The sequence below is a fragment of the Erysipelothrix urinaevulpis genome (assembly GCF_009828835.1).
In the GTDB taxonomy this organism is placed as follows: domain Bacteria; phylum Bacillota_I; class Bacilli_A; order Erysipelotrichales; family Erysipelotrichaceae; genus Erysipelothrix; species Erysipelothrix urinaevulpis.
In genome coordinates this window covers 174,979-187,926 of the sequence record NZ_WTTB01000004.1, presented here as the reverse complement: position 1 = coordinate 187,926, position 12,948 = coordinate 174,979, and the positions used below count along the sequence as shown (strand labels likewise).

General features: G+C 33.9%; 12 protein-coding genes. 11 read left to right on the top strand and 1 reads right to left on the bottom strand.

Going from position 1 to position 12,948, the window contains the following annotated elements; all coding sequences use genetic code 11:
- The first annotated feature begins 46 nt into the window (after nt 1-46).
- Both GVV10_RS06180 and GVV10_RS06175 read left to right on the top strand, forming a co-directional pair.
- Nucleotides 47-1,186 (top strand): radical SAM/SPASM domain-containing protein, encoded by a 1,140-nt coding sequence (locus GVV10_RS06180; protein ID WP_159520730.1) that lies wholly within the window; start codon nt 47-49, stop codon nt 1,184-1,186.
- Complete coding sequence (locus GVV10_RS06175) at nt 1,179-1,970, top strand: sulfite exporter TauE/SafE family protein (RefSeq protein WP_159520728.1); 792 nt, start codon at nt 1,179-1,181, stop codon at nt 1,968-1,970. The genes GVV10_RS06180 and GVV10_RS06175 overlap by 8 nt, the downstream gene beginning before the upstream one ends.
- 15 nt (nt 1,971-1,985) lie before the next feature.
- Here GVV10_RS06175 and GVV10_RS06170 read toward each other — a convergent pair whose 3' ends face one another.
- A complete protein-coding gene (locus GVV10_RS06170) occupies nt 1,986-4,055 on the bottom strand; it encodes a helix-turn-helix transcriptional regulator (RefSeq protein WP_159520726.1) in 2,070 nt (689 codons plus the stop codon).
- Between the two features lie 156 nt (nt 4,056-4,211).
- Between GVV10_RS06170 and GVV10_RS06165 the strand changes: the two genes are divergently transcribed.
- The 9 genes from GVV10_RS06165 (at nt 4,212) to GVV10_RS06125 (ending at nt 12,877) form a co-directional block, all read left to right on the top strand.
- Entirely contained in the window at nt 4,212-5,237 is a 1,026-nt protein-coding gene (locus GVV10_RS06165) for an ABC transporter substrate-binding protein (protein ID WP_159520724.1), read from the top strand.
- A 20-nt stretch (nt 5,238-5,257) separates the two neighbouring features.
- Nucleotides 5,258-6,334 (top strand): ABC transporter ATP-binding protein, encoded by a 1,077-nt coding sequence (locus GVV10_RS06160; RefSeq protein WP_159520721.1) that lies wholly within the window; start codon nt 5,258-5,260, stop codon nt 6,332-6,334.
- The gene (locus GVV10_RS06155; RefSeq protein WP_159520719.1) at nt 6,334-8,061 is read left to right on the top strand and encodes an ABC transporter permease; all 1,728 of its coding nucleotides are present in this window, start codon (nt 6,334-6,336) and stop codon (nt 8,059-8,061) included. The genes GVV10_RS06160 and GVV10_RS06155 overlap by 1 nt, the downstream gene beginning before the upstream one ends.
- A gap of 2 nt (nt 8,062-8,063) precedes the next feature.
- Nucleotides 8,064-9,140: an ABC transporter ATP-binding protein gene (locus tag GVV10_RS06150; RefSeq protein WP_159520717.1), complete on the top strand. Its 1,077-nt coding sequence runs from the start codon at nt 8,064-8,066 to the stop codon at nt 9,138-9,140.
- Nucleotides 9,141-9,350: 210 nt separating this feature from the next.
- Nucleotides 9,351-10,115: a PTS mannose/fructose/sorbose/N-acetylgalactosamine transporter subunit IIC gene (locus GVV10_RS06145; RefSeq protein WP_159520715.1), complete on the top strand. Its 765-nt coding sequence runs from the start codon at nt 9,351-9,353 to the stop codon at nt 10,113-10,115.
- Nucleotides 10,115-10,951: a PTS system mannose/fructose/sorbose family transporter subunit IID gene (locus GVV10_RS06140; RefSeq protein WP_159520713.1), complete on the top strand. Its 837-nt coding sequence runs from the start codon at nt 10,115-10,117 to the stop codon at nt 10,949-10,951. Before GVV10_RS06145 ends, GVV10_RS06140 begins: the two co-directional genes overlap by 1 nt.
- Nucleotides 10,948-11,349, top strand: coding sequence for a PTS sugar transporter subunit IIA (locus tag GVV10_RS06135; RefSeq protein WP_159520711.1), 402 nt, complete (start codon nt 10,948-10,950; stop codon nt 11,347-11,349). Before GVV10_RS06140 ends, GVV10_RS06135 begins: the two co-directional genes overlap by 4 nt.
- A gap of 3 nt (nt 11,350-11,352) precedes the next feature.
- A complete protein-coding gene (locus GVV10_RS06130; RefSeq protein ID WP_159520709.1) occupies nt 11,353-11,844 on the top strand; it encodes a PTS system mannose/fructose/N-acetylgalactosamine-transporter subunit IIB in 492 nt (163 codons plus the stop codon).
- Nucleotides 11,837-12,877 carry a tyrosine-protein phosphatase gene (locus GVV10_RS06125; RefSeq protein ID WP_159520707.1) on the top strand — a complete coding sequence of 347 codons (1,041 nt, stop codon included), beginning with the start codon at nt 11,837-11,839 and terminating at the stop codon, nt 12,875-12,877. The genes GVV10_RS06130 and GVV10_RS06125 overlap by 8 nt, the downstream gene beginning before the upstream one ends.
- Nucleotides 12,878-12,948 lie beyond the last annotated feature (71 nt).

Here is a 12,948-nt window from a genome sequence, read left to right as displayed (position 1 = left end):
CAGTCTCCCTTTTGTTGTGTTTAAAAGCGTATAGAAAGGATTTATCATGAGACAATTTTCAGTGTTAATCAAACCTGCATCATCCGTTTGTAATTTAAAATGTAAGTATTGCTTCTACAATGATATAAGCTCTCTAAGAGATATAAAATCATATGGGAAAATGACGAGTGAAACCACCTATAAAATGATTGATAACATCTTCAAAAGTGTGGAGGAAGGTGATTATTTAACATTAGCATTTCAAGGGGGAGAACCAACGATTGATGGATTAGACTATTTCCAAACCTTGGTCGATTATGTCGAGAAGAAAACAAAAAGTATTAATGTGAGCTATTCAATACAAACCAATGGGACTTTAATTACCGATGAGTGGTGTAAGTTTTTCAAAAAATATAATTTTTTAGTCGGTTTATCGATTGATGGACCCAAAGAATTTCATGATCAAGGACGGGTTACATGGCTCCAAAAAGGTTCCTATGATAAAGTAATTCACACTAAACAACTTTTTGATCTGTATTCAATTGAGTACAATGTCCTAACTGTTTTAAGTAAAGAGATTGCAAGACACCCAAATGAAATATTCGATTTTCTATTACAAGAAAAGATTGAATATGTCCAATTTATTCCGTGTTTGGAAGACTTTAATTTGTGTAATTCACACCTGTATAACTTAACACCCGAACTTTTTTCTAGCTTTTATGATTGTTTGATTGATCGATGGTTAAAAGAATTGGAAAAGAAACATTATCTAAGCATTAAACTCTTTGATGATATATTTAACTTATTTGTTAAAGGACAAGAAACTGCTTGTGGTATGTTAGGACGGTGCCAAATACAATTTGTTATTGAAGCAGACGGCAGTGTTTTTCCCTGTGATTTTTATGTTCTTGATGATTATTACCTAGGAAATATTACTGAACTGACCCTTGCTCAACTATCAGCACAGCCCAAAGCTTGGGAATTTATCTTTTCAAAAAAATCAGAATCGCTAAAGTGTGGCACATGTCCTTACCAAAAGATGTGTGGAAACGGCTGTAAACGGATGAATAAAACAATGTACGTAAGTGAGGATGGAACATTCTGTGGTTATCAACATGTCCTTGATACGTTTACATCAAAGATACCCCAAATAATTCTCCATCTAAACAAAATTATTCAAAGTTCGGAAATAAATCAATATGATTAAACTCATAATATATGCTTTGGTGATTGTTTCAGCAAACATTTTGGGAGCAATATCCGGATTAGGTGGCGGTTCAATTATTAAACCTGTTTTTGATTTTTTAGGGTTTCATAGTCTCGTAGAAATATCTTTTTATTCATCAGTCGCTGTTTTTATTATGGCAATAGCTTCAACAATCAAGCAAATACAAATGAAATCATCCATTAATTATCAAGTTGCCGTGGGTATAAGCAGTGGTTCAATTATAGGGGGAGTTTTAGGATCGATCGTCTTCGCAAGTTTACTTAATTCAACCAAAAATGAGTTATTTGTAAATCTAATTCAAATTATCATTATTATCATAACCTTAATTTTCTCGTATCTTTATTCCAAGCAGCCTGTATCGCTTAATTTAACGATAAGTTATGGTAAAAGTATATCAATTGGCGTTGTATTAGGTTTTTTAGCAAGTTTTTTAGGCATCGGGGGAGGCCCATTAAATGTCGCTTTATTGATGCTTATCTATGCATTATCGATTAAAGAAGCTACAATTTACTCGATTCTGAGTATTATATTTTCTCAAGGATCAAAGCTGCTCAATGAGATACTTAATGCAAGTTATTTAAGTTATGACTTAAAACCTTTACCACTGATTATCGTATCAGCGTTAATTGGTGGTACTCTCGGAGCTTACTGTAATAAAAAATGCAATTCAGACACCGTAAAAAAAGTCTATCAAAGTATCATTGCGGTGATATTTTTTATCAACATCACCAATGCGATTAAAATTATAGGACAACTATTTTAAAAAAGTAACCCATGGTTACTTTTTTATTTTATTATTTTTTCTATATTGGCTAGGTGAACAATCAAAATATTTTTTAAACACCGTGTAGAAATAAGGTGTATTAATAATGCCACAGTCTTTTGAGATATCCTTAATCGAACGATCTGTGTTTATTAAAAGATTACAAGCTCGATCAAGTCTAGAAATGGTAATATATTCACTAACAGAATAGGTTTCATAGGTTTTAAAGAGGCGACTTAAGTGTGTTGAACTTAAATCAAATTCTTCTGAAACACAATTTGTTGAGAAATTAGGATCGCAAATATTTTTATCAATAAAGGTTTTAACATTGGAAATTAAATTTAAAATACGATTTTCTTTTTTACTTTCATGGTAATCAAGGTAACGATAGGCAAGATGTTCAATGTAATGGTTAATATGTTTGATATCATTTGTATTGCGTAAACGCTCCTCAAATTCTCGAATTGAAATAATAGGCTCTTCAGGGAGTTCCTCAGCAATGAGAATTCTTAATCGTACAAAAAGTTTATTATAGAAAAACAAAATTGAAGTGTATCGGACGTTTTTTAATGAATCATACCACTGATTCAAAGCGTCCCACGCTTGCTGTTGCTCAGTCCTCATTAAAGATTGTAGGAAATTTGTTTCATATTCAATGGTTTGATCTAAATCAATTGAGAAGTCTGGCAAATTCGATTCATCACGATAAAGAAGAGATGGATTCATGATGATGAGATCATCGATTTCTTTCAGATTATCAAAACCATCTTTCGCATCATTAATCATGCAGTGTCTGCTTTGAATGATTGATATTTGGAGTGCATCACTCATATTTAAAAAATGTTCTTTATGCAGTTGTTGTGTAAATAGTACGGTATATTTTCCTAAAAAGACAATTTCATAGGGAATATCTTTCATATACTCTTCTAAAGTATCAATTAAAAGAGCATCACTTCTAAACAACGTCATGTGGAATCCTGTTAAAAAATCAATGTTAGTCACAATATCTTGAATGCAATTTTGACACTGACCTAAAATAATTTGTTCAAGGTGATCTTGTTTTTTATTCTCTTCAATTTTTAATCCTTGAATTTTCTGAGAATTTATCCATTGGTGTAATACTGCATTAAATCGAGCATCTTCATGATCATCAATGTTAAATTCATCAATAATACTTCGAAGGGGTTTATGATAACGTTTCTTTATATTCAAATAGAGTAAGCCAAACATCATCGAAATGATAGAGAAAATAATAAAACTAAAACTTAGAATCATTGCATCAGATTGACCAATTAAACTTTGATCAATTTCTTTTATAAAGGTCCAACCTAGATTCGGCATGGAAGAGTAGAATAATAAATGTTTATTGGGTAGCCGTACATAGCCTGTTTCATGGTTGAACTTGTGAGCAAGCTCATCAATATCTCTTATTTTTTGATTGTTTTCAGAATAAAATGTTTTATTAACGGATGGTATATAAAGGTATTCGTCCGCTTGATCGGTGGTAAAAATAGAATTATTAAACATATTGGCGTCAATATTCACAACCAGTGAACTATTTTCTTCTTTGAAATCCTTGAAGGTCAATGTATAAACCCAAATATGTTTATTATTTACTTTAAGATTCCGTGGGGTGGGTTGGTCATATTTTTGATTAAAGACATCAATGTCATCAAAGTTTTCTTTTGTTAAGGTACCAAGATGAGTTGTAAATACTTTATTAACATCCTTATTATAGACATAAACGGAATGAATATAGGTGTTAGTACTTGCAAGCGAATTGATTGATCGAGTTCCTTGAATCATTTCATAATTATTTAGATTGTCAGAATGTCTTAAACGCTCGACATCGGGTGAATAGAATGTATTGAAGGCAGAATAACGAACGGTGTCTAATGAGTGGTCTATCATTGCTTGGATTCCTTCTTGCATTTTTACATTATAAGATAGGAAGCTATCTAATCGTTTTTTTGTATAGAAACTCGCTAGACCAATAAAAATCGCTGAAGTACAGATAAAAACTATAATTATATTCAAAATCCACGTCGTTGCCATATAAGAATGCTTAGATTTAAAAAATTTCATACCTTCACCTCGACACTAATATTATCATAAACCTTTCCGTGTTGAAAGCCCATTCATTATCTTGAGTTTTGCTCTAAATCAAAATATTGAACTATCACAAACAACACTTATTACCTATGATGTAAGTGCATTCATACAGAAAAGGGAGGAATTATAATGAAAGCAAAAAAGATGCTTTTAAGTGTATTAGTTTTAATGCTAGTCCTTACCGGTTGTGGTAAGAAAGGTGATGACAATACCTCAGAGGGGGAAGCAGATGCTGGTAACAAAGTCATGCTTTACTCATCACTTAAAGAAGCTCAACTCGATGCTTTAAAGAAAGGGTTCGAAGCAAAATATCCAGAAATTAAAATGGATTATTATGCTGCAGGTACTGGTAAAGTAGCAACAAAGATGGCAACAGAAGCTCAATCAGGACAAATTGCAACAGACGTTGTTTGGATTGGAGATCCGTCAAACTATGTAACTTTTAAAGAACAAGGGATTTTAGAACCTTATGAATCAAAAGAAGCAGAAGTTATTAACGAAAAATTTAAAGATCCAGACAATATGTATATTGGAGCACGTTTAGTTGTTATGGGATTAGCAACAAATAAAGATAACGTCGAAGATGCTAATATCCCTAAAACATGGAAAGATCTCTTAAAACCAGAGTTTAAAGATCAAATTGTTATGACTGACCCAGGAGAGTCAGGAACGACATTCTATCTTGTTGCTGGATTAATGAATCATCCTGACTACGGTCTAGATTTCTTCAAACAATTGAAAGAACAAGGAACTGAGTTAGAATCAGGAACAACTTCAGCACATACAAAAGTTGCGGCAAATGCTTATAAAGCAGCAATTGGTGTTGACTATGTTACTCAAACATTAGAAAAAGATGGATCACGTATTCGCTTTACATACCCTGACCAAGATATGGTTGTTGTTTCAAGTCCAATTGCTTTGGTAAAAGATTCACCAAACCAAGAAAATGGAAAACTTCTCTATGACTTCATTATTTCAAAAGAAGGTCAAGAAATCTTGGCTTCAACAGATACTACACCAATTAGACCAGATGTTATTAAAGAAGGATCAATGCCAATTGATGAGATTATTTCAAAATCAATGCAAGTTGATGATTCAATTGTAGCGAAGGAAAGTGCTGAAATTCTTAAAGAATTTGATGCAATATTTAAATAATATTAAGTAAGGAGAAAGTAATGGCTAAAGTAAGATTTGAAAATGTGTCTTTCAGTTATGGAGACAAAAAAATCATCGATAATCTTAGCCTTGACGTCGAAGACGGAGAGATTATGGGTGTTATTGGCCCATCTGGTTGCGGTAAAACTACATTGATTAGAATGCTATGTGGTTTTATCAAACCAGAAACAGGTGCGATTCACATTGGGGATATGTGCGTATTTGATGCTAAGAAAAAAATTAATGTACCACCAGAACGTCGTAATATTGGAGTAGTATTTCAAGATTATGCGGTTTGGCCACATTTAACAGTTTTAGAAAATGTTATGTATCCTTTGAAAAAACGTAAAGTTCCAAAGGAAGAAAGAATTAAAATGGGAGAAGCGGCATTAGCGCAAGTTCAAATGTCTGAATATGCAAAGCACTTACCTTCACAATTGAGTGGTGGACAGCAACAACGTGTTGCGATTGCTCGTGCCTTAGTTTCATCTTCAGAACTTATTGTTCTGGATGAGCCCATCACAAACTTAGATTTAAAATTGCGTGAAGCAATGCTTGAAGAAATTCGTCAAATCCAAGAAACGATTGGTACAACGATTATTTACATTTCTCATGATCAAGAAGCATCGTTACAGTTGTGTGATCATTTAGCAATTATGGATAATCAAGGATACTTGCGACAAATTGGTAACGATATAGATATTGTTATGAATCCAATTGATCGTTTTGTTTTCAAATTTATTGGTATATCCAATTTTATACCGGTAGAAATTAAAAATGATTCAATCATGATTGAGACAAAAAACGGTTCAGTCAAAATTTCAGATGTTGATGATTCAATTGAAAAAGGACAAGCTTATGAACTAGCGGTCCGTCCAATGGACATTGTATTTGATGATGAGTCGGAATGTGTAGCAACAGTAAAATCAGTGACTTTCCTTGGGAATGTTACGAATTACTTTGTTGAATTGGGTGATCAGATAATCCGTGTTCAACAATCTGCACTTGATGTCTTACAAAATGGTTACTATGACGAAAATGAAACTGTAGGATTGAAATTTATGAAAGAATTTTATTATGAAAGTGAGGCAAATTAATGTTTAAAAATAGATTTAGAAAAAATAAAGATTTAGCCTCATTGGATGGAAAAAAATTACCATTAGATCAAATTATGACAGTGTTAAGTTTTGTAATTTTATTTATTGTAGCAATTATCCCTGTCATGATGATTATCTATAATGCTTTATTTAGTAATGGTAGTTTAGATATTGCGACATTTGGTCGAGTTTTATTTGATCCTGAAAACTTAGGATCAATGTGGAATACAATTAAGATTGCTTTCTGGGTTACGTTAATCGGGACAGCAATGGGATTATTTTATGCATGGCTCTTAGGTCGTAGTGATATCCCAATGAAGGGATTCATGCGCGCTTTGTTTAGTATTCCTTATATGTTTCCACCTTTCTTTGGAGCGATGGCCTGGGATTTATTATTATCAGGTCGTGGAGGATATTTGAATAATTGGTTAATGGCTACTTTTAACTTAAGTAGCGCTCCAATCAATATCAACTCGCTTTGGGGAATTATATTCGTTGAGATATCGTATTACTTCCCATTTGTTTTTATGCAAGTTGTTAGTGCATTAGAAAGAATGGATCCAACGTTAGAAGAATCTGCTCGTATTGCCGGTGCAAAACAAGGCTATGTTATTCGCAAGATTACCTTGCCACTTGTTCGTCCAGCAATTTCATCAGGTGCCCTTCTAATTATGATTTCATCACTTTCACACTTTGGAGTTCCTTCAATTTTAGGGTTCTCACAAAACATTTATACACTTCCAACTCGTATATTCCAGTTGATCAACCGTTCATCTGGTAGTTTCCAAGGGATTCGAGAAGCCTCAATCTTATCGATCTTGCTTGTCTTGGTCGTATCGGTTGCTCTGATTGCTCAAAGAATGCTCTTGAAATCAGGAAGTTACGATATTATTAAAGGAAAGAGTATGCGTCCAACACTTATTAAGTTGCGTGGAGCTAAAATACCTCTTCTAATTGTTTCGTTTGTTACATTGTTTGTGGTTGTTGTTGTTCCAATGGGTATGATTTTCCTTGTTGGACTGTTGAAGTCTTACGGATTACCATTAACGTTTGCGAACATGACGTTTAAGAACTATTCAAATATCTTATTTAATAATACAATGGTCCGCGATGGTCTGAGAAACTCCTTATTCCTTTCAACTTCAGCAGGTATCATTGATATGTTCTTAGGTGTTATGATTGCTTATGTTATTATTAAAATCAAACCTAAAGGAAAAGGTGTTCTTGAGTTCTTGTCCATGCTTCCATATTCATTACCAGGTACAGTTTTAGCCATTGGGGTTATTCTTGCTTGGTCAGGGAAAATTGGTGGAATTAACTTGTACAACACAATTTGGATTATTTTAATTGCCTATTTAGCGCGTTATCTATCATTCTCTATGAACGCTTCCTCGGCTGCTTTAAGACAGGTTCACCCGTCATTAGAAGAAGCCTCCCGTTCATGTGGTGCCTCACATACCGAATCTCTGAAAGATATAACGTTCCCTCTAATTAGGCCAGCCATGGTATCTGGATTCTTCCTCATTTTCCTACCAGCCATGCGAGAATTAACAACGAGTGCATTGCTCTATGGACCTTATACCAGAACTCTAGGGGTCTCGATTTATTCACTTCGCTCAGATGGATATATTACAGAAGCGAGTGCACTTGCAACCTTAACAATTGTGTTAATTATTATTTGTAATGCAGTGATTACGCAAATTACCAAAGATAGAAAGGGAGTATAGCGATGAATCAAATTGAATTAAAAAATGTAACGAAACGCTTTACAACCAAAACACTTGGAACCATAACTGCTGTTAATGACTTCAGTCTAAATATCAAAAAAGGCGAATGTTTCTCATTCCTAGGTCCTTCTGGATGTGGGAAAACAACGACTTTAAGAATGATTGCTGGATTTGAAGACTTATCAGAAGGTGAAATTCATTTAGAAGGAAAAGCTGTTTCTATAAAGGATAAAAACTTATACGTTCAACCTGAAGATCGTAACTTAGGAATGGTTTTCCAAGCTTTCGCAGTGTGGCCACATTTAAATGTCTTTGACAACGTTGCGTTTCCATTGAAAGTACAAAAAAAATCCAAGGCAGAGATTAAAGAAAGAGTTGAACTTGCTTTAAAACAAACAAACTTAGACAAACAAGCACACATTTATCCATCCGATTTATCGGGTGGAGAACAACAACGAATTGCCTTAGCTCGTGCAATCGTTGTTAATCCAGGGATTCTATTGTTAGATGAACCTCTATCTAACTTAGATCCTAAACTAAGAGAAAGTATGCGTTTTGAAATTAAACGTTTACAACGAGAATTTAACTTTACAATTATCTTTGTTACTCATGACCAATCAGAAGCTTTGGCATTGTCAGATCGCATGTTGGTCATGGATAAAGGAGAAATTATTCAAGTTGATACACCTGAAAACTTATACAATAAACCCATTAATTTATTTGTTCATAACTTCTTAGGTGAATCCAACTTTACCCAGGTTGATTTACAAGATGGAAAAGTTTATGCAAAGGGCGACCAAGAACAAGAAATAAGCTGTAATATCGCAAAAAAACACTTGGTAAAAACCCTTGCAACTCGCCCAAGTGAAATTGAAATAAACAAAGAAACTGGGTTTAAATCAATTATTGAACGTCGTATTATTCTAGCAGAGTATACAGAATACTATGTTAAAATGGGTGAACAAACAATTAAGGTACAAGCTCCTCACCATAAGTTTTTTGAAGAAGGTGAAGAATGCTATCTAAAATTCATTAACCCTGTTTGGTATGATGAAGACAATGAATCATTGAGCATTTAATCACTTGACTTACCTCCTTGTAAATCATTGATGCTCAAAGACTAAAAAGAAGCCCCCCAGAGGCTTCTTTTTGTGTAAAAAAATATATCCAAATTTAAACACCGTTTTCTAAGCACGAACCTTGTGCAAGTTGAATGCGCTTTCAGTTGAAATATTACTGCTTGTGACTTGTAGGAAGGAGCGTAGAATAAGAGTCAAGGAGGATGAATTATGTTATTCTATGAATCACTTTTAATTGCTTTGTGGGCTGGTTTTGCATCGTATGATGATCAAGGGCCTCAGATGTTAAGACGACCACTTTTAGTTGGTCCGATGGTAGGGGTTATTTTGGGGAATATCCCTGAGGCGCTGGTTGTTTCAGCGACACTTGAGCTAATGTGGATGGGTCTTGGTAATATGGCAGGTTATAAAACTCCAGATGTTATTGTAGGAACAATCGTCGGAACAACATTTGCTATTACTACAGGTCAAGGAATTGCTGCTGGTGTAGCAACAGCCACAACCGTTGCAATTTTGTCTCAACAATTTGAACTCATTGTTGGGATGCTAAGAAATCTTTACGCACCATGGGCAGATAAGATTGCAAAAACAGGAGATTTTAATGGTTTATTAAAAATAAACTACGTTTCAATTGCTTTACAGTTTTTAATTCGATTTGTTCCGGTATTTTTATTTATTTACTTTGGACATGGCATTGTTGATCAAGTCATTGGTTGGATCCCAGCCAATATATTAGGTGGACTTGGTATCGCTTCAAAAATATTGCCAGCGGTTGGATTATCAATTTTGATGACACTTATGATGAAAGATGGTATGTGGGCCTTCTTGCTTTTTGGTTTCGCATTGTCAACTTATCTCAATTTAAATATTTTGGCAATTACGCTCATCTCATTCATATTTGCAATCTTATACACATGGATAATGGAAGCTAAACAAGCACCAAGTAATAATGATACGGGAGGGTATGATTTATAATGGAAACAGAAACAGTCATAGTTGAAAATAAACTTACAAAGAAAGATCTACATAAATCATTTTGGCGTTTACAAATTTTCGGTTTAGGATTAACAGTTAATAATATGTCAGCGCAGGCCATCGGATTTGCTACAGCAATCTCTCCAGTATTGGAAAAAATTTATGATGGGAAACCTCAAGAAGAAAAAGTTGCGGCAATGGAACGTCATTTAACTTACTTCTTATCTCAAAACACAGCAACGGGTATGATTTTAGGAATTACGGCTGCTTTAGAGGAAACTACAAACGAAGATGAAAAAGAGGCGGTTATTGCGACTAAATCAGGAATGATGGGTCCGCTTGCTGGGATTGGAGACTCTGTATTTAAAATAACAATTCAAGCAATCGCCGGAAGTATTGGTGCAGCTTATGCTTTACAGGGAAATATTTTAGGCCCAATCTTGATGTTTGTTATTTACAACGGTATTAATATTTTTATTAAGTATAAAGGGGTCATGCTAGGGTATGAAAAAGGATTGGATTTTATCACAAGTGGTGACCAAGCAAAAGCAATTGAAAAAATTATTAATATTGCAACAGCAGTTGGAGTCATTGTTTTAGGGGCTTTGATCGGTTCGTTTGTTAAAATACAAATTGGAACAGAACTTGTTGTTGGTGAGACAAAAGTTGTCATTCAAGAATTGTTAGATAACGTAATGCCAAATCTATTGCCACTTTTATTTACGGTATTCTTATATAAACTACATGATAAAATTCCACGAAAACACTTGATTACGATGATCTTTACGATTTTAGTATTAGGAACTGCTTTAGCAGCGGTAGGAATATTAGTATGACAAAAAGATTTATTGTCATGAGTCATGGTGAATTTGCAAAAGCGTCTTTGGGTTCCTTAAGACTGATTATGGGTGATTTAGCTGATAACTTTAATTCAATATCTGTCACTCAAGATAAAAGTCCAGAACAAGTCTATTTAGAAACAAAAAAACTGCTTGATATCAAGAATGACAAAAGTTATTTCTTATTTTGTGATATGTACGGTGGTACGCCATTTAACATTGCACTAAAGTTACTCTTAGAAGGCTATCCAGTAGAAATATACACGGGATTCAATTTGCCACTTTTATTGGAAATTGCGATGGATTCTGATGAAGAGAATCAAATAATTAAAGATAAGATTGCGACAATTAGTCATGATTTATTTAAATATGTTAATGAAATGATGGAGGAATAAAGTATGTCAATAAAATTGTTAAGAATAGATGATCGTTTAATTCATGGGCAAGTTGCATCATCATGGTTAAGGCATGTCGGTGCAGACCAGGTTATTTGTGTTGATGATGTTGCTGCAAGTAATCCAGTTCAACAACAAGTTCTAAAAATGGCAGCGCCAGATTTAAAAGTGCATATTTTCTCGGTGGATGAATTCATAAATATTCTTCAAAATCATCCGATCAAACGAAGCACATTTTTGATTTTAACCAACACAGTAGACGTCTTAAGATTATTGGAGGCAGGATTAGACCTTGAAACAATAAACTTTGGTGGTATGCGTTCAAAAGAGGGACGTATTGCTTATGATCACGACCTATCATTTACGGATGAAGAATTAAAAGCACTTGATGCTATCTTAGCTAAAGGCGTTGATGTTACCTATCAAATTGCAGCCTATAATGATGCAGTACCGATCAAAGATAAACTAGCAGAGGTCAAGAATAAGAATGAGTAGTCTTTATGCAATTCATTGCTTTTATATCGGTGATAATACTCACGAAATCAGCTTTGATATCAAAGGAACAATGCCATCCTATGCTATTTATAGTTATGATCATGAGAAGAAGATGAAAGGTCAGTTGTTGCTTGAAAGTCATCATATTAAGGATCAATTCATCTGTGAATTAAGTGAGACAAAACGCCAATATTTTCTATTTGAAAGTCACGGTGAAGTTTTAGTTTTTTCCCATAGAATTATCCCATTAGACGGTATGTATAATGTAAGAGATATGGGAGGGTACTTATGCAAAGATGGGAAACGAACAAAGTGGGGGCACATTTATCGTGGTGATCACCTCATTAATTTAAAAGAAGCTTCATTTACTAAGTTTTTATCCTTAGACGTTGATACAATTATTGATCTACGTTCATCAGAAGAAATAAATTCGCATCCGAATCCATATTTAAATCAAGATCAAACAGTTTATTGTGATCCCAACGCTCATACAGCAGCATTTGCAGGGATTCTACAAGACTTAGATGGTAAGGATGATCATGTTCTTTTGCAAGGAAGTATGTATACAAAGAAGCAAGCAATCACTCAAATGGAAAGTCAACAAAAACGGTTTGTTTATGAGCCTGAAAGTAAACTTGCTTTTGCAAGAATGTTAAGAACGATTGGGTCTTCTGAAACCACAATATCCTATCAACATTGTCGTGGTGGAAAAGATCGAACAGGTTATTCAATCATGTTAATACAAGAGATATTAGGCATTTACCCTCACTTAATTATCGATGATTATATGTTGACGAAACGGGCAAGAGCGAAGAAAAATAAACAGTATAAAGAAAGATTTTTAAAGTTAGCACACAATAATCAAGATGTTGCTGATTATTTATATATGCATTTTGATACTAGAGAAAGTTTTATAGTGGCGGCACAAAATGAAATTTCTGAGCATTATGAATCTGTTCTCGACTACATAAAAACTGAATTAAAAATTAGCGATAGAATGCTTGACTTAATTCGCGAAAAATATTTAGAATAATATTTTAAAAAAGACACTTATGGTTTAAGTGTCTTTTAGTCAAGATATGTTATCATAAAACAAAGGAAGTG

Excerpts from the sequence above, each read along its gene's own strand:
- GVV10_RS06160 (WP_159520721.1), top strand. The coding sequence starts at position 5,258 with ATGGCTAAAGTAAGATTTGAAAATGTGTCTTTCAGTTATGGAGACAAA.
- GVV10_RS06135 (WP_159520711.1), top strand. The coding sequence starts at position 10,948 with ATGACAAAAAGATTTATTGTCATGAGTCATGGTGAATTTGCAAAAGCG.
- GVV10_RS06180 (WP_159520730.1), top strand. The coding sequence starts at position 47 with ATGAGACAATTTTCAGTGTTAATCAAACCTGCATCATCCGTTTGTAAT.
- GVV10_RS06150 (WP_159520717.1), top strand. The coding sequence starts at position 8,064 with ATGAATCAAATTGAATTAAAAAATGTAACGAAACGCTTTACAACCAAA.
- GVV10_RS06140 (WP_159520713.1), top strand. The coding sequence starts at position 10,115 with ATGGAAACAGAAACAGTCATAGTTGAAAATAAACTTACAAAGAAAGAT.
- GVV10_RS06165 (WP_159520724.1), top strand. The coding sequence starts at position 4,212 with ATGAAAGCAAAAAAGATGCTTTTAAGTGTATTAGTTTTAATGCTAGTC.
- GVV10_RS06170 (WP_159520726.1), bottom strand. The coding sequence starts at position 4,055 with ATGAAATTTTTTAAATCTAAGCATTCTTATATGGCAACGACGTGGATT.
- GVV10_RS06155 (WP_159520719.1), top strand. The coding sequence starts at position 6,334 with ATGTTTAAAAATAGATTTAGAAAAAATAAAGATTTAGCCTCATTGGAT.
- GVV10_RS06145 (WP_159520715.1), top strand. The coding sequence starts at position 9,351 with ATGTTATTCTATGAATCACTTTTAATTGCTTTGTGGGCTGGTTTTGCA.
- GVV10_RS06130 (WP_159520709.1), top strand. The coding sequence starts at position 11,353 with ATGTCAATAAAATTGTTAAGAATAGATGATCGTTTAATTCATGGGCAA.
- GVV10_RS06125 (WP_159520707.1), top strand. The coding sequence starts at position 11,837 with ATGAGTAGTCTTTATGCAATTCATTGCTTTTATATCGGTGATAATACT.
- GVV10_RS06175 (WP_159520728.1), top strand. The coding sequence starts at position 1,179 with ATGATTAAACTCATAATATATGCTTTGGTGATTGTTTCAGCAAACATT.